The organism is Luteimonas granuli, assembly GCF_007795095.1.
In the GTDB taxonomy this organism is placed as follows: domain Bacteria; phylum Pseudomonadota; class Gammaproteobacteria; order Xanthomonadales; family Xanthomonadaceae; genus Luteimonas; species Luteimonas granuli.
Window position 1 is genome coordinate 590,384 of sequence record NZ_CP042218.1, and the last position, 24,310, is coordinate 614,693.

Genomic DNA, 24,310 nt, shown 5'->3' on the forward strand with positions numbered 1-24,310 from the left:
GGCGCCCGGCGTCGCGGTGTTCCCGTTCCTTCCGCCCGGCGTGACCGCCAGGCATCTTTCCGGGCCAGTCCGACGCGGCCGGTCCGGCGCGCGTTGTTCACGGCTGTGAAGAAGGCCGCTTTCCGCTGCCCTTCCGCGAGCCCGTTGCGCCCTGCCTCGCAGGTTTGCCGCCCAGTGTCGGCAGTCCGCCGCGCAGGGCCTTTCACCTCGCTGAACGATAGCACCTTCCCCGGACGGTCCGATGCGCCGTTTCCGGAAGGCCGTCCGAAAAAGGTGGGACGCACTTCTCAGATCAGAAAAATCGCCGTTTCTCCAAGCCACTTCGATCCCTAGAGTCCGCTCCGGACCATGGATGGGCCTTCCCCCGAAACCCTTCCGGAGTTCCCATCAAAGTGACTCGACTCAGCACGTTCCAGTCCCACCCGCCTTTAGTCGCGAGCACCTTCAAGTCCCGTCCCCTCGCGTCCCTCCTCCTCACCGCTTCACTTGGCCTCGGCGCCATCGGTTCCGCCCAGGCCGCCACGTACTACGTCCGCACCGACGGTGGCAGCGCCACCCAGTGCAACGGCCGCAGCGATGCGCGCTACCCCGGCAGCGGCTCCGCGCAGAACTGCGCATGGAACAGCCCGCTCGTCGCCCTCCCCAACTCCGGCACCGCCCGCATCGCCGGCGGCGACACCCTGATCATCGGCAGCGGCACCTACCGCATCGGCAGCGTCATGCAGCCCGTCCCCAGCGGCAGCGCGTCGGCCCGCACCCGCATCCTCGGCAAGACCGGCGGCAGCCTGCCCAGGCTGGCCGGCGCCAATGGCATCCACCGCGTCCTCAACCTCGAGGGCAGCTCCCACGTCGAGATCGGCCACCTCGACGTCACCGACCTCAGCGACTGCGTCTTCAACCATTCCAACACCACCGCCAAGTGCGACAGCGGCGACGCCTGGGCGCGTGTCGGCGTCTATGCCAGCAACTCCCGCAACGTCTGGCTGCACGATCTCGACGTCCACGGCCTCGGCGCCCGCGGCTTCCAGGCCGGCGCCCTCACCGACTGGACGCTGGAGCGCGTCAGGATCAACCGCAACGGCAGCGCCGGCTGGGACGGCAACGTCGGCACCAACGGCTCCAACGCCGGCAAGATCGTCATGCGCGACATCGAGATCGGCTGGAACGGCTGCGGCGAGCGCGTCGCCACGGGCGAGCCCTGGGCCTGCTGGGGCCAGAAGAGCGGCGGCTACGGCGATGGCCTGGGCACCACCTCCACCGGCGGCCAGTGGCTGATCGAGGACGCCTACATCCACCACAACACCTCCGACGGCCTCGACCTGCTCTACATGAACGGCGCCGACAGCACCAACGTCACCCTGCGCCGGGTCTATGCCGTCGCCAACGCCGGCAACCAGGTCAAGGTCAGCGGCAACGCCCTGATCGAGAATTCCGTCATCGTCGGCCACTGCACCTTCTTCAAGGGCAAGTACTTCATGCAGGACGGCGACAACTGCCGCGCCTACGGGGCCGCCCTGCTGCTGTACCTGACCGGCAACGACACCGTCACCGTGCGCCACAACACCATCGCCGGCGAGGGTGAAACGCTGATCGGACACAGCGAGGGAAGCACCTCCGACCGCATCCGGATCCTCAACAACGTCGGAGTCGGGTTCCCGTACTTCGCCAGTGGCTCGAAGGTTCCGTTCAACGCCGGCAGGGCCCCGGGTGCCAAGACGCTTTCCGGCAACCTGGCCTGGAACGTGTCGTCGTGCCCCAGCGGCACCACCTGCGTGAACCCCAAGCTGGCCAACATGACGCTGGCGGGCTTCGACGCCGAGCCGCTCGCGGGCAGCCCCGTGATCGACACCGCGCCGCTGATCAGCGCGGTGACCACCGACTTCGTCCTCGGCAAGCGCCCGACGGGCAAGGCCAGCGACATCGGTGCCTACGAGTATGGCGCGACGAGCGCGGAGCCGACTCCGGCACCCACGCCGGAACCGACTCCCGAGCCGACCCCGGAACCCACCCCGGAGCCGACCCCGGAGCCGGATCCGATCTTCACCGGCGGCAACTCGCCTGCCTACGAAATCGACCCGGTCGACACTGCCAACGGCCTTCCGTCGAGCAGCGAGGAGACCGACAAGAAGACGAACAACGGCAAGGGCAAGGGCAAGGGCAGGATCAAATAAGTCCTCGGCGTTGAAGCCCGCAGTGCGGGAAATTGAGCGGGCGGGTCGAAAGACCCGCCCCTTTTTCTTCGCCTGGCACTTCACTTCCGCGCCCGGAGCGTCGCCACGCCACGGCGGAGCTCGGGATCCAGCGCCAGGACGGGCAGAACGTAGAGGACCGCAAGCAGCAGCCCCGCCACCGCCAGCCGGGGCCATGCGCCCTGCAGGCCGAACAGCCCCGTGCCCTCGGCCACGCCCACCAGCACGATCCCCCAGAACAGGGCGAGCGCCAGCGTGCGCGCGCCGGGCAGTTGCACCAGGCCTTTCGGACAGCCGATGAACTGCGCCGCGGCCATCGCCGCGTAGCTGATCGCCGCGGCCCATGCCGCGCCCATGTATCCGAGGCGCGGGATCAGGATGAAGTTCATCGCCACGTTCAACAACGTGGTCCCGACGGTGATCATCAGCACCAGCATCGTGCGCTTCTTCAACAGCATGCCGAAGCTGGAGATCCCGACCAGGGCCTGCAGCGAAACGGTGATGCCGAGGACCACGAACACTTCGCCCGACGCCGCCTTGCTTGCGCCGCTCAGCGCCACGATCAGGTCCTTTCCGGTGACCAGCACCATCGCGACGATCGCCACCACCGCATAGGTCATCGGGACCAGGATCCGCTTCTTCAGCGCCCGGACCCCCTCGCTGCCTCCGCTCTCGTACACCCGGTTGGCGACCGGAATGAAGGCTTCGGACAAGGTCGCGGAGATGAACAGGTTCACCTGCATGGCCAGCGACCAGCCGATGGTGTAGATGCCGGCCATGGCGAAGTCGCCGGTGATCTGCTTGATCAGCACGCGATCGATGTTGGACAGGACGGCATAGGTCAGTTCGTGGACCATCAGCGGCAGGCCGTAGATCAGCCCGGCGCGCAGCGCTCCGAAGTCGATCGCCTCGCGCGCGAAGCGGATGTTCCTGCGCAGCCAGTACATGAGCCAGACCAGCAGCAGGACGGCGGCGGCGATCTTTCCGCCATACACGGCCAGCGCACTCTGCTGCACCAGGATCACCGCGGCCAGCACCAGCGCCAGCTCCAGAAGGCGGCCCAGCATGCGCGACGCCATGACGATGTCCGACCGCTCGCTGGCGCGCATCACCGACTGCACGATCGCACTGGCGGCCAGCATCGGCGTGAGCAGCACCGCGCACCAGAAGATCGGATCGAAGCCTTCGGCACGCTGCTGGCTCCACGCCGCGAGACCGATCGCACCGAGCATCCACAGCATCGCGGAGAGCATCAGCGGCAGCATCACGCTGTTGGTGCCGAACGCCCTGATCTCCTTCGCATCGCCCTCGTAGGGATAGAGGCGGACGATCGCGTGGGGCGCCCCCAGCTTGATGATCGCAATCCCGAAGAGCATGAAGGATTCGTAGTATCTGAGGATGCCGAACTGGGTGTTGTCCAGGAGTCGGGTGAGGATCGGAAACGAGATGAAGCCGGCCAGCAGGGCCAGCGCGTTCGACGCCGAATAGCGCAGGTAATGCGTGGAAATGCTGGGGGGCTTGCGGGGCACTGCCACTGGATGCCGATCGACTGCAGTTCCCGAGTCGGGCAGGCTGTTCATTCCGCCCGGCCGCTTGGCCCGGTCCCCACCAGCGACATCCCGGCGACGTCCGCCCCCGCGGCGGCGCCAGGTCCGTCCGCGAGGGCGGCGCTCCCGCCGCCGCCCTGGGGCGGTCGCCGTCGAACAGCTCGAGGAACACCGCATCCCGCGGCGCCCGCCCGAAGATGTCGAGGGCCTCGACGCCACCGTCGATGCTGTAGCTGTGGCAACCCTCGGGTGTGCGGGCGAAATCCGCCGCCAGCTTCGACAGCACGCGCTCGCGGTAGACCCCGGGGCCAAGCTCGAGGATCTCGTTGAACACGACGGCGTTGCCATAGTTCGGACCGCAATCCTGGGAGGGCCGGATCAGGCGCCCCTGATGGCTGAAGATCCGGCCGGCCATCCGGGCGCGCCTCACATCGCACACGATGGGACTGGCCGGATGCGGGCGGAACGGACCCTCGGGGCCGTCGGCGATGAACAGGAACAGGTCGTCGCTGGTGCTGTTGCCGCTTTCGGCCACGTTGACGAACAGGTACCAGTCGCCCTGGTGACGGTGCAGCACAGGATCCACGCAGGCCCAGCCCGCGACGAGGTCCCGGACGCGCCTCCACTCCAGCGGGAAGCCACGGGCACGGTACAGGCTGCTCCGGCGGGCGTAGCCGGATTCCACGGTCATGTACCACTCGTCCTCCCAGCGGAACACCTGCGGAAAGGACAGGTGCCCCCGCTCCCTGAGCGCCGTTCCCAGCCTGCGGGCCCCGCCCCGGGCCAGTTCCACGCAGGCGATGGAGGCCTTGCCGGTCGCCAGGTCCATCTCCTCGACGAAGAGCAGCACCTGCTGCCCGGTGGAGACCACGCAGGGATCGGCCCACCATCCCTCCGATGCCTTCAGGAGAGTGTGCCGCCCCATCTCCGGCGCCGCGGGGTCCAGCGGCGCCGGACCATCGCGTACGACCAGCATCCACCCGCGGTCCTTGAACCGCCCCCGCAATGACCGCGCCTGCGCCCTCAGGGTCGACAGCAGCAGGCGCACACCCGCGGCATGCCCCTGCAGCGACTGCGGCCGCAGCCGCAGTTCCGCTGCAGAACCGCCCAGCGGGGGTCCCTGCCCGGCCGCGACCCGCAGCAGCGCGCGCAGCAGCAGCGCCGGCAGCTTGCAGAAGGCATCGTTGCGCGTCTTGAGGAAGGATGCGCGCGTCCGACCCCAGCTTCCCGCCACGAGCACGGGTTCCATGGTGGCCCCCTGCACCACCAGCTCCACATGTGTCGCCGGTTCACCACGCAGCATGAACGACAGCAGCGAAAGCCCCGCGTAGCGGGCGTCGACGAGGCTGGCGTCCAGGTGCCAGCAGCCCATGGCAACGCAGGGAGCCAACACGGAGGCCCATTCCTGCGGCCCGACCACGAGCGCGAGATCCGGACTCAGCGCTTCGACCTGCGCCAGCAGTGCGTCGGGCGTCGTGGCCCGGACGCCGGGGCCGGGCGGTGAAGCAAGCGCTTCCGGCGTCAGGCTTGTGTTGGCGCCGCGGTGGAGGAGCCGTTCCCAGGCGAGGAACAGGCGCACACCGACGCCGGTGTCCAGGACCCTGGGAAGCGGCGCTTCGGGACCGGACACCAGGACCAGCTCGAGCCATTCATGGCGCAGCGCCAGATCCCTGAACACCCTGAGCCATGCGGGCACCTGCGGCGGCACCACGAGCACGACCCGCAAGGGCCTTTCAATGCCGGACGGCACCGGGTACAGCGCGCTGGTCCTGCCCGAGGCGTCGCGGTTCATGGCTGTTCTCCAGCGGCCAGTCCGGTCATCCATTGCTCGACGGTCCCGATCAGTCGTTCGCGATGCACGCCTCCGAAATAGGTGTGATCGCAATCGGGCCAGTAGTACATCGTGACCCGCGGGTCGCGTGCGGCGGGACCGAACGTCCATCCGAACTGGCGTGGATGCAGGAAACGCTCCTCGTAGGCGCCGCTGAAGATGAAAAGCAGCCGAGCATCACGCTGCACCAGCCGGGCGAAGTCGCGCCGCGCCTGCGCGAGGTCCGGCCACGTGCGGAAGGCCGCGGAGTCGAGGCCGGTGCCGCCGCGGACGCGCGCCGGCAGCATGCGCGCGAAGCGTCGCCACTCCCGCGGCAGGCGGCGCAGCAGGCCAAGCACCCGTGCATAGTGGTACCAGGGCCCTGCGAAACAGATGCCGTCCGCCTGCAGGATCCCGACCACGCGCCGGTCGAGGCCCGCGACCTCCCACGCGGTGTCGGCCGCGCTGCAGATGCCGCCGATGACGAAGCTCCGGCAGCCGTGCTCTTCCTCGAGACGATCCATCGCGGCAAGCGTTGCCCGGGCGGCATCGCAACCGCTCAGGCGGGGCGCCTCCCCGACGCCCGGGATGTCGTAGCGGAAGCTGCGGATCCCGCGGGCGGACAGCCGCCCCGCGAGCTCGACATGCAGCCGGAACGGGCCAGCGCGGGGTTGCAGGCCGGCACTGGGCAGCAGCAGCACGGGCCCCGTTCCATGGACGCCCCCCAGCACGCCCGTCAGTCGATCGCCCGGACCGAAGCGCACGAAGGCATCGGGTCCCGCGTCGACCGCGGACGGAGCCGGGCGGCAGGCCAGGTTCATGTCCACGCCCCCGCGCAAAGGGCCGCACCCAGCTCGCGCACGAACCCGCGCATGGGCGGAGTGAGGAACAGCGTGGCATCCATCGATACGCCCCCGGCGAACTTCGGCGCGGATTCGGGCAGGGACCAGCTCCGCGTCGCAGCGATCGGCGCGTCGCCGCCGTCCGGGCGCAGGATCGCCCACACCGGCACGTCGCCGCCCGCCAGGTCCGGATCCAGCCGCGCGCGCGCGAGCTGCATGCGCAGGCGTGGTGACGCCCTGTAGCCCATCAGCTGGCCGTCGTCGGGGCCGCCGGTGCGCGGCACGCCCGGGCGCGGCGGCGGCAGGACCTTCCTGGCTTCCACATCCGCGTCCACGAGTTCGCGCAGCCAGGCGGCGCCATCGCACACCGGCTCCCACAGCACGACCAGATCGGCCATGCCGCCGCACGAGCGCCATGCGCCCACGGCGAGCGCGGCTCCGCGCCAGGCCAGCAGCACCAGCCTCGCCACTCCGGTGCGCGCGCGCAGTTCCGCGACCGCGAGATCGAGGTCGGCGCGCATGGAATCGAAATCGAACTCGTCGCCGCGGCCGGACGAGTCGCCCGTACCGTGGAAGTCGAAGCGCAGCGAAGGCAGGCCCATGCCCGCCAGCTCGCCGGCGACTTCAGTGATGAAGCGGCGGCTGCGCGGCAGCTCGTCCAGCAGCGGAGGCACCAGCACCACGCCCGTCGAATGGATGCCTGGCGCCGGATGCAGGGCCGCGTACAGGGTGCGCGGGGGCGAGCCGAGCCAGAAGGGTTCCCAGTCGCCGATCCCGGCCGCGACCACTCCCGGACGGTCCGCAGCGCGGGCGGCAAGTACGGACGTCGTCACGACGTGGATCCTGCGGCGCGCCCGAGGAGACGCCGGAAGCGATCGCCGAGCCGCATGCCCAGACCGGCGACCGGCGCCTGTCCGGTCACGGGAACGGGCAGTGCTTCCGCGACCTGGGCCAGGGTCTCCGCGCCGAGGCGGATGAGCTTGATCCGCACGCCGGTGTCGCGCTCGACGCGGTTCGCCATCTGCACCGCCAGCATCGAGTGCCCTCCAAGATCGAAGAAGTTGTCGTCCGGCCCCGCGGGCAGTCCCAGCAGGTCCGACCAGACGGAGGAGAGGTAGCGCACGCGCGGGTCGGTCGCTTCCTCCGCCCCGCGCGGCAGCTGCACCGCGGCCGCGACCGGCACCGGAAGCGCGCTGCGGTCGACCTTCCCGTTCGGGAGCAGCGGCATGGCGTCGAGCACGACGAAATGCTGCGGCACCATGTACGCGGGAAGCTGGCCGCGCAGTTGGCCGCGCAGCGCATCCTCTTCGATCCGTGCACCCGTGCCCGCGACAAGGTACGCCACCAGCCGTTCGTCGCCCGGCCGGTCCTCGCGCACCATCACCAGCGCGCGGGCGACCTCGCCTCGCCCCACGAGCAGGGTCTCGATCTCCCCCGGTTCGATCCGGTGCCCGCGCAGCTTGACCTGGAAGTCGAGCCGCCCTTCATGCCTGAGCACGCCGTCGTGGCGCCAGCGTCCGCGGTCGCCGGTGCGGTACAAACGTGCAGGAAGCGTGGATCCCTCGAAGCGCGCCACTCCCGGAAACGGGTCCGGAATGAACCGCTCGGCGGTGAGCTCCGGCCGGTCGTGGTAGCCCAGGCTCATGCCGGCGCCACCGATGTGGATCTCGCCGGGGACTCCGGGCGGACAGAGCTGCCGGCGCGCATCCAGCACCCACACCGTCGTGTTGTCGATCGGGCGCCCGATATGAATGTCCGGCGCCCCGCCATCCCCGGACGCGTGCACCCGGGCGCAGGTGGACCAGACCGTGGTTTCGGTCGGGCCGTACATGTTCCACAGCTCGATGCCCTGCGCGAGCAGCCGCCGCGCCAGGTCCACGGGCAAAGGCTCGCCGCCGCACAGGGCCTTGAAACCGGGGCGTGCCCGCCAGCCAGAATCCAGCAGCAGGCGCCAGACGGATGGCGTGGCCTGCAGGAGCGTGGCCTCGCTGGCGTGCAGCAGCCGCGCCAGCGCCGCGCCATCGAAGACCTGTTCGCGCGAGGCGAGAACGATGGTCGCACCGGCAGCCAGCGGCAGGAACAGTTCCAGCACCGCGATGTCGAACGACGTGGTCGTCACCGCCAGCAGGCGGTCGGACGGCGAGATTCCCGGTTCGCGGCGCATGCTGCGCAGGAAATTCACCACCGCCCCGTGGGGCACGCGCACGCCCTTCGGCTTTCCGGTCGATCCGGAGGTGTAGATGACGTAAGCCGGCGCGTCCGGGCCGACGTCGGGAAATCCGGCGGGCGGGGGCATGGAATCGATCTGCGCACCATCGGCATCCAGCAGCAGCAGCTGGTGCCGCGGCCACTGCAGCGGCGCCGCCAGTCCGCCTTTGCTGACCACCAGCTTCAGGCCGGCGTCCTCGGCCATGAAACGCAGGCGGTCCGGGGGATAGGCGGGGTCCAGCGGCACATAGGCGGCGCCAGCCAGCAGCACGCCGATCATGCTTGCGACGAGGTCGGTATCGCGGTCCAGGCAGACGCCCACCAGGTCGCCGCCGGCGACGCCCCGCGCGACCAGCGCGGACGCGATGCGTTCGCTGCGCGCCTGCAGCTGCGAACAGTTCGTCACCTGCCCGTCGAAATGGATCGCGGCGGCCGACGGCGTGGCCCGAAGCTGCGCCATGACCATCGCATGCACGCTGGCCGGCGCCTCGAGCGGCACGCTGGTGGCATTCCATTCCTGCAGCATCCTGCGATCCTCGGCACCCACGCAGTCGAGGTCGCCGACCGGAGTCCCGGGTGCCGTGTGCGCCGAAGCCAGCAGCGCCTCGAAACCCCGGCGCATGCGCGCGGCGGACTCCGGGAGGATGATGTCGGCGTTGTAGTTCAGCGTGGCCGCCAGTCCGCGCGCATCGGCCTGGCACCACAGCGCCAGGTCGTTGGTCGCGGTGGTCTGCGGCAGGTCCACGGGCTCGCAGGCCACGGCTCCCCAGGCGGGAGTGGAGCCGGCCTCCTGGAACGAGAACACGGCCTGGTAGATCGGATTGCGGCCGGGGTCGCGGCGCAGGCCCAGCGCCTGCACCAGGTCTTCCAGCGCGACATCGGGATGGGTGAAGCAGTCCAGCACCGCCCGGCGGACGCGCTCGACCAGCTGCAGGAACGAGAGGTCGGGATCCACCTGCACCCTGACCGGCAGGATGTTGACGAAGAATCCCAGGACGCGGTCCATCGCCTCGGAAAGGTGCTCGCGCACCGGGACTCCGACCACCAGGTCCTCCTGCCCGGTGATGCGGTGCAGCCAGGCGAAGTACGCCGCGAGCAGGGTCATGAACAGGCTGGCATCCACGCCTGCGCCGACCTGGCGGAGCCGGGCCAGCGCCCTGTCATCGAGGCGCACGGACTCCGAGCCGCCGCGCCCCGTCGGCACCGGCGGCCGCGGGAGATCCTCGGGAAGCTGCAGCGGTGCCAGATCGCCGGACAGGGACTCCGTCCAGTACGCCAGCTGCGTCCGCGCCTCCGGGCTGTCGGCCCGGGCCAGGTGCCAGTGGACGAAGTCCACGTAGCTGCGTTCGAGCTCCGCCGGTTCCGCGGACCGGCCTTCGCTGATGGCCGCGTACAGGGCCGCCAGTCCGGCGCAGAACCGGTCCTGCGAAACGCCGTCCCAGACGACGTGGTGCACCATGAAGAAGAAGACGTGGGTGTCCGCGGCAAGCCGGTACAGACAGGCGCGGAACAGGGGCGCCCTGTCCATCGCGATGGGCTGCGCGGACAGCTCGACCATCCGCCGCGTGGCCTCGGCGCCGGCGTCCTCCGGAGGCCGCATGGACAGGTCCTCCAGCGGCAGGGATACCGCGACGTGTCCGAGCACCCGCTGCACAGTCACATCGCCCCTCTGTCCCAGCTCCGTGCGCAGCGTCGGCTGGCGCCGCACGGCCTCGGCCAGCGCGGACTCCAGCGCCCGCACGTCCAGGGGGCCGGTCAGGCGGTAGGCGGAGGCGATGGTGTAGGCCGCTCCGCCCGGCTGGATCTGCTCCTGGATCCACACCCGCCGCTGCATCCGCGACAATGGGGCCAGCGACTGGTCCGGGTGGTGTGGGATGTCGCCGCCGCCTGCCTGCTGTCCCTGGCGGGCGGCCGTCGCCAGTTCCGCCAGACGCTCGACGGTGGACGCCTCGAACAGCGCGCGCAGCGGCAGCTGCACCCCGAGCGCCCGTCCGATGCGGCCCATCAGCCTGGCACCCAGCAGCGAATGTCCGCCGAGCGCGAAGAAGTCGGCCTCGACGTCCACGGCGGGCAGTCCGAGCACCTCCGCCATGATCGCGGCGATACGCTCCTCGGCCTCGCTGCGCGGCCCGCGCGACGGCATCCCGCCTGCCAGGGGGGCGACGGCGCGGGCAGCGAGCCGCGGTCGATCTTTCCGTTGGGAAGCAGCGGCATTGCGTCCAGGGCGACCAGGTGCTGAGGCACCATGTAGTCCGGCAGCTGGCGTCGCAGGTGCGCCATGCAGGCCGCCTCGTCGACCACCTCACCGGACTGCGCCACCACGTAAGCGACCAGCCGCACATCGCCCGGCCGATCCTCGCGCGCCACCGCCGTGACCCGGGCCACGCCCGGGCACTGCGCAAGGACGGCCTCCACTTCGCCCAGCTCGATCCGGTGGCCGCGGATCTTGACCTGGAAGTCGAGCCGGCCCTGGTGTTCCAGCCGCCCGTCGGCGCGCCAGCGACCCAGGTCTCCGGTGAGGTACAGCAGGGCCGGGCCGTCGCGCAGGTCGGTGCTGAACCGGTCGGGCAGGAAGCGCGCGGCGGTCAGCTCGGGGCGGTCCAGATAGCCCAGCGTCACCCCCTCGCCGCCGATGGCGATCTCGCCGGACACGCCGCAGGGGCAGAGTCCGCCGCGCGGGTCCAGGATCCAGACCCGCGTGTTCGCGATCGGGTGGCCGATGCCGATGTCCGGCGTGCCCTCCTCCACCGCCGCGGGAACGATGCGCGCGACGGTCGACCACACCGTGGTTTCGGTCGGTCCGTAGAGGTTCCACAGTGCATCGCAGCGGGGCAGCAGCTGCGCGGCGAGGTCGGGCGGCAGCGGCTCACCGCCGCACAGCGCCGTGAACCCCGGAACGCCGGTCCATCCTGCCTCCAGCAGCATCCGCCACGTGGAGGGCGTGCCCTGCATCACCGTCGCGCGGCTGTCGACGAGCAGCGCCGACAGCGCTGCACCGTCGGCCGCCGCCTCGCGGTCGGCAAGCACGACCATGGCGCCGACGCTCAGCGGCAGCAGCAGCTCCAGCACGGCGATGTCGAAGGACAGCGTGGTGACCGCGAGCAGGCGGTCGCCGGCACCGATCCCCGGCTCGTGGCGCATGCCCGTCAGGAAATTGGACACCGCGCGGTGCGGCACTTGCACGCCCTTGGGGCGACCCGTGGATCCCGAGGTGTAGATCACGTAGGCGACGCCTTCCGGCTCCGCGGCGCCCTCGTCGCGGCCGATGCGAGTGGAGGGCATGGCGGCGAGTCCGGCATCCAGCGCGTCCAGCGACAGCACCGCCCGACCCTGCGGATCGAAGACGGCCGCATGCGCGCGCGTGGTCAGGAGTGCCGCGAGACCGGCGTCGGCGGCCATGTAGGCAAGCCGCTCGTGCGGAAAACCGGGATCCAGCGGCACGTAGCCGGCACCCGCCTTGAGAACGCCCAGCACCGACGCCAGCATGTCGAATCCGCGATCCAGGGCCAGGCCCACCAGCGCGCCGCGACGCACCCCGTGCCTGCGCAGCAGGTGCGCGATGCGGTTGGCCCGTTCCTCGAGTGCGGCATAGCTGTACATCGAGGCGCCGAAGCGCACCGCGACGCGATCGGGCGCGCGGTCGCACTGCCGCTCGAAGTATTCGTGCATCCGGCACTCGCGGTCGAAGGCCACCGGCACCGGCTGCAGCGACGCAAGCTCCGCCTGCGCGACCGGGTCGACCAGCGGCAGGCTGCCCAACTCCGCCGACGGTTCACCGACCGCGGCCCGCAGCAGGGTTTCGTAGGCGCGCAGCCAACGGCGCACGGTTCCCGCGTCGTACAGGTCGCGGTTGTACTGGCATTCCAGGCGCAGCTCGCCGTGGACCTGTGCTGCGTTCACGAACAGCTCGAAGGTTTCGAAGCTGCGCGGCGCGCTGCCGGCCTCCATGGCCAGGCCCGGGAATGCGGCCCCTTCATCATCGAAGCCGCGCTCGAGGTTGAACATGACGCTGACCAGCGGAATGCGCGCCGGGTCACGCCCGATCCGCAGCCTCCTGAGCAGGGTGCCGAAGGTGCAGCCCTGGTGCTCCAGGGCATCGAGCAGGCTCGCCTGTGCGGCTTCGACCGCGTGCGCGAACGACTGCGAGGGATCGATCCCGAACCTCAGCGGCAGCGTGTTGACGCAGTGCCCGACCAGGTCGGCCTGCCCGACCGACGGCTGGCCGGCGGCGGGAATCCCCACCACCACGTCCGACTGTCGCGAAAGCCGCGAGAGCAGCGTCGAGAAAGCGGCCAGCAGGGTCGCGAACAGGCTGGCGCCCCGGCGGGCGCCCATGCTCCGCACGGCCGCCAGCAGCGCGGCGTCGAGCGTGTGATCCACGCGCGCCGACGCGAAGCTGCGCCGCTGCGGCCGCGGGCGATCGACGGGCAGGTCCAGCACCGGCACTTCGCCCGGGAAGCACGACAGCCAGTACGCCACGTCCGCCTCGGTGGCCTCCGCGTCCCGCTCCGCTTCGGCCTTCGCGAAGTCCGAGAAGAGCGCCGGCTCGGACAAGGGCGCGTCGGATACCCCCATGTGCCGGCCGTACAACGCGGCCAGTTCGCGCACGATCACCCCCCACGACCATCCGTCGCAGACGATGTGATGCGCGGTCATCAGCAAGAGGTGGTCGTTGTCCGACACGTGCAGCAGGCCGGCGCGGAACAGTGGTCCCGAAGCGAGGTCGAAGGGCGTTTCGACCGTATCGCGCAGATGTCCGTCGATCGCCAGCCTGCGGCCCTCGTCGTCCAGGCCCCTGAGGTCGTGGACCTGCAGGGGCAGCTCGCGATGCTCATGCACGTACAGCACCTGACCGTCCGGGCCCAGGTGGGAACGCAGCGCATCGTGCCTCGCGACCAGCTCCTGCAGCGCGGCGCGCAGCGCCTGCCTGTCCAGGGTGCCGCGCAGGCGCAGCGACACCGAAAGGTTGAAGGCCAGCGACGCTTCCCGGCCAAGCTGGTCGGCCAGCCAGATTTCCTGCTGCGATCCGGTGCTCGGTACGATCAGCGTCCCGCGTTCGCTTCCGGGGCGCTCGCCGGCCGCGGTCCCGGGCGACTCCGACGCTTCGGCCGGCAACTGCCGGTCGAGCCACCCTGCCAGCAGCTCCAGCGAGCCGCACTCGCCCATCAGCTGCCGGAACGTGATGCGGGCATCGAACCTGTCCTGCAGGATCCTCGCGGCCTGGGTCAGCATCAGACTGTCCAGGCCAAGCTCGACGAAACGGGTGGACACAGCATCGTCGGTGATCCCGATGCCGGTGAATTCGGTGAACAGGATCCCAAGCTGCGCCAGCAGGCGATCGTGCCGGCCGGGCCCGGTATCCGGCGACATGTCCGCTGCCGCCGCGTCCGCCGCGGCCGGCTCCGGATGGGGCTCCGTCGCCGACGCGTCCGCCGTGATCAGGGGTTCGGGAGCGGGCAGCCGCGTGGCAACCGTGTCGTCCACGGCGGGCGCCGCTTCCACCCAGTAGCGCTTGCGCTCGAACGGATAGGTCGGAAGTCGCACGCGCCTGCGCGTGCTGCGATGGTCGAAACCGGCCAGGTCGATCCCGGTTCCGCGCGACCACAGCTGGCCGGCGGCGAGGCGCAGCGCGGAGGCTTCGTTTCCGGGCGCATCGGCCAGCGACGCCACGGCGATCGTGTCATGCCGCTGCAGCGCCGGATGCTGGCGCGCCAGCGTCGCCAGCGTGGTGCGCGGTCCCACTTCGAGCAGCACGCGGGCCGGAGAATCGATCACTCGGCCGAGGGCCGCGGCGAAGCGCACGGGCTCGCGCAGATGACGGGCCCAGTACTGCGGCGACATCGCCTGCGCGACATCGAGCCAGTCGCCGGTCGCGGTCGAGACCAGGGGCAGCGTCGGGGCGGAACGTTCGACCGCCTCGACCTCGGCCTGGAACGGCGCGACGACCGGATCCATCATTGCGGAGTGGAACGCGTGCGAAGTCAGCAACACGCGGCAGGCGACCCCGGATTCGTCCAACTGCAGCTTGAACGCGGCGATGGCGTCCACCGGGCCGGCGACGACGCAGGCGCCAGGAGCGTTCTCCGCCGCCAGCGCGAGGGTCGGCGGCAGGCGGTCGAGCAGTGGCTCGAGGGCCATGCGCACCGACAGCATTCCGCCGGCGGGCTGCGCCTGCATCAGGGCGCCGCGCCGCGCGACCAGGCGCAGTGCGTCGGGCAGCGTGAACACACCCGCCAGCGTCGCCGCCACGAACTCCCCGACGCTGTGCCCGATCATGGCCACCGGAACGACGCCTCGCGCCATCCACAGCCGTGCCAGTGCGTATTCGATCGCGAAGATCGCAGGCTGCATCACCGCCGTCGGCAGCAGCGCCGCGGGATCATCGCCGAAGGCAAGCCCGTGCAGGTCCATGCCAGCCGCCGCGTCGAGGATGTCCGCGCAGGCGTCGAACGCTTCGGCGAATTCCGGTTCGCCCTCGTGCAGCGCGCGACCCATGCCGGCATAGTGCGATCCCTGGCCCGGGAACATGAAGACCGTTTCGCAGTTGCGCACCGGGCGACCACGCCCGATGGCGGCGGCCAGCTCGGCGCTGCGCAGCCGGGTGATGGCCTCTTCGACCTGCCCGGCGACGATCGTGACGCGGTGCGCGAAGGGCTTGCGCCCGACCGCCAGCGTCCAGGCCACATCCGCGAGATTCGGCGGTGTGGCGTTGCCGCCTCCGCTCCGATCGCTTTCCCGCTCGAGGAAGTCCGCCAGCCGACCCGCGGCGCCGAGCAGCGCGGCCGGCGTGCGCGCCGACAGGGCCAGCAGCTGGCTGCCGGCGGCAGGCTGGGACACGGGCAACACGGGTGCCTCTTCGAGCACCACGTGCGCGTTGGTCCCGCCGACGCCGAACGAACTGACGCCGGCCCGCAGCGGCGGCTCCGCATGGCTCCAGTCGCCGAGGACGGCATTGACCACGAAGGGCGAGGCGGAGAAATCGATGGCGGGATTGGGCCGCTCGAAGTTCAGGCTGGGCGGGATCTTCCGCTGTTCCAGCGCCAGCGCGGTCTTGATCACGCCCGCGGCGCCGGCCGCGATCACCAGGTGGCCGACGTTGCTCTTGACCGAACCGATCCGGCAGAAGCCGGAATCCGGCGTGCCCAGGCGGAACGCCTTCACCAGCCCCTCGATCTCGATCGGGTCGCCCATCGGGGTCGCGGTGCCATGCGCTTCCAGGTAGCCGATGCTGCGCGGGGACACTCCGGCCCTGGCCTGGGCCATCGCGATCACCGCCGCCTGGCCGTCGCTGCTGGGCGCGGTGAAGCTGGCCTTGGCGCCCCCGTCGTTGTTGACCGCGCCTCCACGGATCACCGCGTGCACGGGATTGCCGTCCCTGATCGCGTCCGGCAGCCGCTTCAGCAGCACGACCGCGGCGCCGTCGCTGAAGACGGTGCCATGGGCCGCGGCGTCGAAGGTGCGCGTGCGGCCGTCGGGGGAGAACATCGCCCCTTCCTGGTAGATGTGCCCGGTCCGCGGCGGACAGACGATGGAGCTTCCGCCGGCCAGCGCCATGTCGCACGCTCCCGCGCGCAGGCTGTCCACCGCCTGGCAGATCGCCACCAGCGAGGTCGAGCACGCCGTGTACAGGCTGATCGCCGGCCCGGTCAGATCGAGCTTGTGCGCGATGCGCGTGGCGATGTAGTCCTTCTCGTTCGCCAGGGTGACCTGGTAGGCCCCGACCTTGGCGACCAGGTCCGGGTGCGCCGCCACATGGCGCCGCAGGTAGGTGGAGTGGTAGGTGCCGGCGAACACCCCGACGGGGCCCGCGGTGGCACCCGGGACCTCGCCGCCGCGCTCCATGCACTCCCAGCACAGTTCGAGGAAGATCCGGTGCTGCGGGTCCATCAGCTCGGCTTCGCGCGGACTGATGCCGAAGAAGCCGGCATCGAACTCCTCCACGCCGTCGATCACGCCGCGCGCGGCCACGTAGCAGGGATGCATGCGGTCGGCGAGCGGGATGGACGGATCCAGCGTTTCGGGCGGGAACACGGTGATCGACTCGCGCCCGGCGCACAGGTTGTCCCAGAAGGCCTCGACATCGCCGGCGCCCGGGAAGCGGCCCGCCATCGCGATGATGGCCACGGGTTCGTGGGTGGGCGCCTGCCCGATCGATGCGCCGGAAGCGGCGGGGTGGCGGCTCGGGAAGCGCTGTCCTCCGATGGCCACGGCTTCACTCCGCGCGAGCCCCGCGGCCAGTGCGGCCGGCGTGGGAGCCGAGTAGACCAGGGTCGCGGGCAAGGGCCGCGCGCTGTCCTCCTGCAGTCGCGCCAGCAGCTGCAGGGCCAGCATCGAATTGCCGCCGAGGTCGAAGAAATTGTCGAGGCGTCCGACTCGTTCGATGCCGAGGATGCCTGCGAAGGCTTCGCACACGCGCGCCTCCCCGGCACTGGCCGGTCCGGCATAGGCGACGGCCAGGTCCGGGCGGCCGGTTCCCGGCGCCGGCAGCGCGGCGCGATCGATCTTGCCGTTCGCGGACAGGGGCAGACGGTCCAGCGGCAGGCAGAACGCCGGAACCATGTAGTCCGGCAGGCTGGCGGCGAGCCTGGCGCGCAGGTCGGGGGCCATGACCCCGCTTCCGTCGGGCACGTAGTAGGCCACCAGCCGCACGTCGCCGGGCCGGTCCTCGCGCGCCACCACCACCGCTTCGCGGACGCCCGGGCATTCGCGCAGCCGGGCCTCGATCTCGCCGGGTTCGATCCGGTTGCCCCGGATCTTCACCTGGAAGTCCTTCCTGCCGACGAAGCGGTAACTGCCATCGGGCAGCTGCTGGACAAGATCGCCGGTCCGGTAGACCAGGTCGCCGGGATCGGTGCCGCAGGGATTGGAGATGAAGGCCGCTGCGGTGAGCTCGGGGGCGTTGCAGTAGCCCAGCGTGCGATAGGGCGTCCTGATGAACAGTTCGCCGATTTCGCCGGGCGCGCAGGGCGCCAGCCCGGCGTCGAGCAGGATCGCCTCGGAGCCCGGCATCGGCTTGCCGATCGGCACGAAGTCGCCGCTCACCGCGGTGGCCGGCAGCCGGTGGAAGAACTTCGCCAACGTCGTCTCGGTCGGACCGTACAGGTTGACGAGCCGGGCGCGCGCGCCGAAGCGCCCGATCCACGCGTTGGCATCCGCCGGCGCCAGGCTCTCGCCCGCCAGCAGCACGAACCGGAGCGCGGGGAAACGGTCCGGAGCGGGATCGCTCGCCAGCAGGAGCCGGAAGACCGAGGGAACGCAGTGCACCAGGGTGATCCGCGCCTGCTCGATCCAGTCGGCCAGCGCGGGCCCCGGGAGTCCCGCCGCCGGCGGGATGCATACGGTGCCGCCGCTGCACAGCGCTGCGAACACGTCACGCAGGTAGACGTCGAACGCCGGCCCGGTCAGCTGGCTGATGCGCGACCCCGGCCCCAGGCCGAACTCGGCCATCTCCCACTGGATGAAATGGGCGAGCCCGCGGATCCGGCCGACGATGCCCTTGGGCCGGCCGGTCGAGCCGGAGGTGAAGTAGACGTAGCAGGGATCGTCGGGCAGCGTCGGCACGGACACCCTGTCCGTCCCGTATCCGGTCGCGTCGAGGACCTCCACCAACTGATCGGTGGAGCGATCGGCCAGAAGGGTCACTGCGCCCATCGAGACGACGGTGGCACCCTGGCGCCCTTGCAGCAGTACGGAGGCAAGGGTGGCGGTGGATGCATCCAGGATCATCCAGCGCGCCGCGCAGGTGTCCAGCATGTGCTGCAACCGACCTGCCGGATGAGTCGCATCCAGGGCGGCGAAGACGCAGCCGGCCTTCAGGCATCCCAGGATGGCGACGATCCTGTCGAGCGGATCGCCGAGCAGGATCGCAACGATGGTGCCCCTCTCCGCGCCACCGCATACCAGCGCAGCGGCCACCTGGCTGGAGCGCTCGTCGAGCTCCCGATAGCTGGTGTCGGCCGCGCCCCGGGACACGGCGGTCGCGGAAGGCGCGGATTCGACCCGCTCGCGGAACAGATCCAGCACGTCGACCGCGCGTTGCGGAACCTCCAGCCCGGTCGCGGCCAGGCCTCGCGGTCGATCATTCACGACGTGCTCCTTGAAAGTGCGTGCGCCCCGCGGGCGTCGGCGGGCAGCTGCGCGTCGAGCATCGCGGCAAGCCTGCCAAGGCTGGCGCAGCTGCCCATCAGCTCGCGGAACGTGATCTGCACCCTGAACGCCTTCTGCACCTGGCGCACCACCTGGGTCAGCATCAGACTGTCCAGGCCGAGCTCCATGAAATTCGCGTCGGGATCCGCTCCGGACAGGTCGAGGCCGGCGACGTCCGCGAACAGCGCGCGCAGTTCGTCGACCAGCGTGAGCTTGCGTTGTGCCGCAACGCATTGCGGGTCCGCGGAAACGGCTCCGTCCTGGACGGACCGTGGCACCGGGAGCGGTTCCGGCTCCGGCGGCGTGGTGATGGCAGCCTGGTGCACGACATCGTCCGTCGAGGGGGGATCTACCCAGTAACGGCATCTCCGGAACGGATAGGTCGGCAGGCACACGCGGCGGCGTATCCGCCGGTGGTCTAAGCCGGCCAGGTCGATGTCGGCGCCCAGGCTCCACAGCCGGCCCGCCGCTTCCAGCAGGCTGGCGGCTTCCGCCCCCGCGTCGGCGGCATCGGCCAGCGACATCACCGTCGCCAGCTGCGGCCGCCGCTGGGCCTCGGGATGCTGGCGCACGAACTGGCACAGGCCGGCGCGCGGCCCGACCTCGAGCAGGACACGCGGAGCGTCGCCTGCCAGCTGTGCAACGGCCCGCGCGAAACGCACCGGCGCCCGCAGGTGCGCGGCCCAGTAGTCCGCGGAGCCGGCAGTCGCCGCATCCAGCCACTGCCCGGTCGCGGTCGATACCAGGGGAATCGACGGAGCTCCGCGCGGCGTGGCCTCCACGTCCGCCCGGAACGGCTCCACCACCGGCTCCATCATGGTGGAGTGGAATGCGTGCGAGGTGCAGAGCAGCCGGCAGGCGACGCCATCGGCATCGAGCCTCGCCTGGAATGCGGCGACCGCCTCGTGCGGACCGGCCACCACGCAGGCGCCCGGCGCGTTCTCGACGGCCAGCGACAGACCGGGAGGCAGGCGCTCGAGCAGCGCCTCCAGTCCGAGGCGGACCGCGAGCATCCCGCCGCCGGGCTGCACCTGCATCAGCGCGCCTCGACGCGCCACCAGGCGCAGCGCGTCGGGCAGTTCGAACACCCCCGCCAGCGTCGCCGCGACGAACTCGCCGACGCTGTGGCCCACCATCGCCACCGGCCGCAGGCCGAGCGCGAGCCAGGTCCTGGCGAGCGCGTATTCGATCGTGAACGTCGCCGGCTGCATGATGCCCGTCGGCCGCAGCGCTTCGATCTCGTCCCCGAAGATCCGCGCCCCCAGGTCCGGCAGCAGCGACCGCAGATGCTCCATGCACTCGTCGAACGCCGCCCGGAACGCCGGCTCCCGTGCGTACAGTCCGCGACCCATGCCGGCCTGGACCGCGCCCTGCCCCGGGAACATGAAGACGACATCGGCCTCGCGCGCAGGACGGCTGCCCGCGGCCATTTCCATGACCGCGGGGCTGCGCAGCCGCGCGACTGCGGCCCCTGTGTCCTCCGCCGCCACGGCGAGCCGGTGGGGAAAGGCCTTGCGACCCCGCGCCAGCGTCCATGCCACGTCGGCGAGGGAGGCGTCGGGGTGGCGTTCCAGATGGTCGGCCAGGCGCAGGGTCGCCGCCGCCAGCGCATCGGGATCGCGCGCGGACAGCGCCAGCAGGTGCGGGGCCAGGCCCGGTTCGGAGGGCTCGTGCCGCGGCGCTTCCTCCAACACCACATGGGCATTGGTCCCGCCAACGCCGAAGCTGCTGACCCCTGCGCGCCGCGGCACGCCGGGAGGACTGTCCCAGGCAGACAGGCGGTCCACGACGCGGAACGGCGTGTTCGCGAAATCGATCGTCGGATTGGGCGTGGCGAAATGCACCGTGGGCGGCAGCCGTCGCGCGGACAGCGCCAGCGCCGTCTTCACCACGCCGGCGACGCCGGCGGCGGCCACCAGGTGCCCGATGTTGCTCTTGACCGAGCCGATCAGGCAGTAGCCGATGTCGTCGGTGGCGCCGCGGAAGGCGCGGGTCAGGCCCTCGATCTCGATCGGGTCGCCAACCGGTGTCGCGGTGCCGTGGGTTTCGACATAGCTGATGCTGCGCGGGTCGACGTCGGCGTCGGCCAGTGCCATCGCGATCACCGCGGCCTGGCCGGCGCTGCTGGGCGCCGTGAAGCTGGCCTTGTCGCCACCGTCGTTGTTGAGCCCGGCACCGCGGATCACCGCATAGATCGGATCGCCGTCGGCCTGCGCATCCTCCAGGCGCTTGAGCAGGAGCACGGCCGCGCCATCGCTGAATACCGTTCCCCGCGCGTTCGCATCGAAGCTCCGCGTATGCCCGTCCGGTGAGAGCATCGCGCCTTCCTGGTAGAGGTGGCCGCTGCGCACGGGACTGGTGATCGACACGCCCCCTGCGAGCGCCATGTCGCAGCGCCCGAGGCGCAGGCTGTCGACCGCGGCGCAGATGGCGACCAGCGAGGTCGAGCATCCGGTCTGCACGCTCATCGCCGGGCCGGTCAGGTCGAGCCGGTTCGCCACGCGCGTGGCGATGTAGTCCTTCTCGTTGGCCAGCATCGCCTGGAAGGCTCCGATGCGCTCGACGAGGTCGGGATTGGCCAGGACGTTGTTCCGGTAGTAGCTCGCGTTGTACGCGCCCGCGAACACGCCCACCGGCACGCCGACGGTTCCCGGCGCGTGTCCGCCCCGCTCCAGGCACTCCCAGCAGAGTTCCAGGAAGATGCGCTGCTGCGGATCCATCAGCTCCGCCTCGCGCGGGGCGATGCCGAAGAAGCCCGCGTCGAACAGCTCCACCCCGTCGATCACGCCGCGCGCGGGCACGTAGTCCGGATCGCTGCGCAGGCCGGCGGCCACGCTGCGGTCGAGCTCCTCGGGTGCGAAACGGGTGATGGAGTCGCGCCCCGCGCACAGGTTGTCCCAGAACGCCTCGATGTCGGCCGCCCCCGGGAAGCGTCCCGCCATGGCCACGATCGCGATCGCTTCATGCACGCCCGCGCTCCGGCGGGGCGTCGCCATCCGCCGCGCGTCGATGGCGCCGGCATCGGCGGTACCGCCGTCCAGCGTCCGCGCGAGTGCCGCCGGCGAAGGGTGTGCGAAGAGCGCGGTCACCGCGAGTTCCAGGCCCGCCTCGCGGCGCAGCCGTTCGACCATGCGTGCCGCGAGCAGCGAGCCGCCGCCCAGTTTGAAGAAGTCATCGTGGCGTCCGACCTCCTCCAGGTCGAGCACATGCGCCATCGCCCCGCACAGCGCCGCTTCGATGTCTCCGCGCGGCGCCTCGTACGGACCGGCGCAACGGGGACGCCCGCGGCCCGGCGGCGGCAGGGCCGCGCGGTCGAGCTTGCCGTTCGGAGTGAGCGGCAGCGCGTCCAGCGGAACATAGGCGACCGGCACCATGTACTCGGGCAGGACCCCAGCCAGGTGCCGGCGCAGCGTCTCGGCGGCGACGGGCCGCAGCGGGTCGACGGGCGTGTAGTAGGCGACGATCCGCTTGAACCCCGGCGTGTCCTCCCGCACGACCACGCCGGCCTCGCGTACGCCAGGGCAGGCCATCGCCTGCACCTCGATCTCGCCCGGCTCGACGCGGAAGCCCCGGACCTTGACCTGCAGGTCCCGCCGCCCGAGGTATTCCAGCGTGCCGTCGACGCACCAGCGCCCGAGGTCGCCGCTGCGGTACATGCGCGCGCCGGGCGTGGCCACGAAGGGATCGGGCAGGAAGCGCTCGGCGGTCAGGTCGTCGTGCCCGACATAGCCGCGCGCCACCACCGGGCCGGCCAGGTGGAGCTCACCGACGACGCCCGGCGGGACCGGTTCCAGCAGGTCGTCCAGCACGTACACGCGCGCGTTCGCGATCGGCCGGCCGATGGACGGCAGCAGCGGCCACTGCGCGGGGTCCTCCGGCAGCGTGAGCGCCGTGACCACATGGGTTTCCGTCGGGCCGTAATGGTTGTGCAGCCGGCAGCCGCGCAGGCGCTCGAACAGGCGCCGGATCTTCGGCTCGATCCGCAGCTGCTCGCCGGCGGTGATCACTTCGCGCAGCGCGCAGTCGAGCGCCGCGTCCTCGGGCATTCCGTCCAGCGCGGCTTCCACGCCTTCGGCGAGCATCTGCAGCGCGAAGTACGGAAGAAAGGCCCGTTCGATCCGCTGCGTCCGGATGAAATCGAACAGGCGGTGCGCGCTGACGCGGGTGTCCTGCTCGACCATGCAGAGGCAGCCGCCGGTGCAGAGCGTCGCGAAGATTTCCTGGAAGGCGACATCGAAGCCGAGTGCCGCGAACTGCAGCGTGCGCCGAGGCAGGTCCGAACCGGGCTGGCGCACCTGCCAGTGCACGAGGTTCACCAGCGGCGCGTGCGGCATCGCGACGGCCTTGGGCCGGCCGGTGGAACCGGAGGTGTAGAGCACATACGCCAGGTGGCCGGCCTCGAGGCCGACCGCGCGCGGATCCGGGTCGGTATCGGGCATCCCGGTCCATGGCGGCGTCGCCGCGGTCAGATCGAACAGCGGGACCGTGGGCACATGCTGCGCAAGCCCCGCTTCCCACGCCGACAACATGCGACCCTCGGTCAGCACCGCCGCGGGCCGGCTGTCGGCCAGCATGTAGCCGAGCCGTTCCAGCGGATACCTCGGGTCGAGCGGCACATAGGCCGCCCCGGCCTTCAGCACCGCCATCAGCGCGACCAGCAGGTCCACGCCACGGTCCATGTAGATCGCGACCCGGTCATCGGTTCCGACGCCGTGTGCACGCAGATGATGGGCAAGGCGGTTGGCTTCGGCGTTGAGGGCGGCATAGCCGAGCTGCCGGCGCGCGTCGACCGCTGCAATGGCCGAAGGTGTGCGCCGCACCTGGGCTTCGAACAGCGCGTGCACGCAGCTGTCGACGGGATGTCCGCTGGCGGCCGGATTGTGCGCCTCCAGCGCCTCCCGGCGCTGCCTGGTGTCCAGCATCGGCAATGCCGCGAGCGCGCAGGTTTCATCCTCGGCCATCGAACGCAGCAGCTGGCGGAGATATCCGAGGAAGCGCTCGATGCTCCGTGCGGTGTACAGGCCGGCGTCGTAGCCCAGCGCCAGTCGCCACCGGCCGGGCGTGCCCGACAGCCGGAGCGCGAGTTCGTACCCGTCGGTCACGGCGGAATCCGGTGCGTGGTCATCGTCGGAGGCATGGAACGCGATCTGTCGCGGGGATCCTCCGGCAACCGGGGGCCGGGCCGCGGGCAGCGCGGAGGCGACGGTCGCAAGCAGGCCGGACGTCGCAAGACCACCGAGGTCCAGTCGCAGCGCGACAGCGGGAACGATCGCCGGCCGGACGCCGCCGGTGCGGCCGTGCCGGACGGCGACATCGATCACGATCCCGTCCTGGCGGGACAGTCGCGACAGCAGCACGACCCAGGCCGCGAGCAGGACAGTATCGAACCGGACGCCGCACCGTTCCGCCAGCGCAGCGATCCGGTGCTCCAGCGGGGCGTCGATCATGCAGGCAACGCAGGCCGCTTCGCGGGCCGTCCCTCCCTCGCGGGAAAAATCGGTGGGCAAGTCCAACCGTGCCCCGCTGCTGCTTCCATTGCTTCCACTGCTTCCAGCCCACGCATCCATC

7 protein-coding genes and 1 pseudogene are annotated in these 24,310 nt (G+C 71.0%); 1 reads left to right on the plus strand and 7 read right to left on the minus strand.

The features are described from left to right. Window positions 1-392: 392 nt before the first annotated feature. On the plus strand, window positions 393-2,171 hold the full coding sequence (locus FPZ22_RS02695; protein WP_144890010.1) for a choice-of-anchor Q domain-containing protein: 1,779 nt from the start codon (window positions 393-395) through the stop codon (window positions 2,169-2,171). Between the two features lie 80 nt (window positions 2,172-2,251). Here FPZ22_RS02695 and FPZ22_RS02700 read toward each other — a convergent pair whose 3' ends face one another. From FPZ22_RS02700 to FPZ22_RS02725, 7 genes and pseudogenes are all read right to left on the minus strand, one after another. Continuing rightward, window positions 2,252-3,718: an oligosaccharide flippase family protein gene (locus FPZ22_RS02700; protein ID WP_168198910.1), complete on the minus strand. Its 1,467-nt coding sequence runs from the start codon at window positions 3,716-3,718 to the stop codon at window positions 2,252-2,254. A 319-nt stretch (window positions 3,719-4,037) separates the two neighbouring features. Beyond that, window positions 4,038-5,561: pseudogene (locus tag FPZ22_RS14365) on the minus strand (glucosamine inositolphosphorylceramide transferase family protein); the annotation flags it as partial. Continuing rightward, the gene (locus FPZ22_RS02705; protein ID WP_144890015.1) at window positions 5,525-6,367 is read right to left on the minus strand and encodes an alpha/beta fold hydrolase; all 843 of its coding nucleotides are present in this window, start codon (window positions 6,365-6,367) and stop codon (window positions 5,525-5,527) included. The gene FPZ22_RS02705 and the pseudogene FPZ22_RS14365, both read right to left, overlap by 37 nt. Continuing rightward, window positions 6,364-7,221: an alpha/beta hydrolase family protein gene (locus tag FPZ22_RS02710; protein ID WP_144890017.1), complete on the minus strand. Its 858-nt coding sequence runs from the start codon at window positions 7,219-7,221 to the stop codon at window positions 6,364-6,366. Before FPZ22_RS02710 ends, FPZ22_RS02705 begins: the two co-directional genes overlap by 4 nt. Continuing rightward, complete coding sequence (locus FPZ22_RS02715) at window positions 7,218-10,688, minus strand: non-ribosomal peptide synthetase (RefSeq protein WP_246120977.1); 3,471 nt, start codon at window positions 10,686-10,688, stop codon at window positions 7,218-7,220. Before FPZ22_RS02715 ends, FPZ22_RS02710 begins: the two co-directional genes overlap by 4 nt. Then, window positions 10,601-18,682 carry a non-ribosomal peptide synthetase/type I polyketide synthase gene (locus tag FPZ22_RS13915; RefSeq protein ID WP_246120898.1) on the minus strand — a complete coding sequence of 2,694 codons (8,082 nt, stop codon included), beginning with the start codon at window positions 18,680-18,682 and terminating at the stop codon, window positions 10,601-10,603. Before FPZ22_RS13915 ends, FPZ22_RS02715 begins: the two co-directional genes overlap by 88 nt. Further along, window positions 18,679-24,189 (minus strand): hybrid non-ribosomal peptide synthetase/type I polyketide synthase, encoded by a 5,511-nt coding sequence (locus FPZ22_RS02725; protein ID WP_168198911.1) that lies wholly within the window; start codon window positions 24,187-24,189, stop codon window positions 18,679-18,681. The genes FPZ22_RS13915 and FPZ22_RS02725 overlap by 4 nt, the downstream gene beginning before the upstream one ends. Window positions 24,190-24,310 lie beyond the last annotated feature (121 nt).

Bases quoted from the DNA above. Each gene is read 5' to 3' on its own strand.
- FPZ22_RS02705 (WP_144890015.1), bottom strand. From the start codon at position 6,367: ATGAACCTGGCCTGCCGCCCGGCTCCGTCCGCGGTCGACGCGGGACCC.
- FPZ22_RS02715 (WP_246120977.1), bottom strand. From the start codon at position 10,688: ATGGCGGAGGTGCTCGGACTGCCCGCCGTGGACGTCGAGGCCGACTTC.
- FPZ22_RS02725 (WP_168198911.1), bottom strand. From the start codon at position 24,189: ATGATCGACGCCCCGCTGGAGCACCGGATCGCTGCGCTGGCGGAACGG.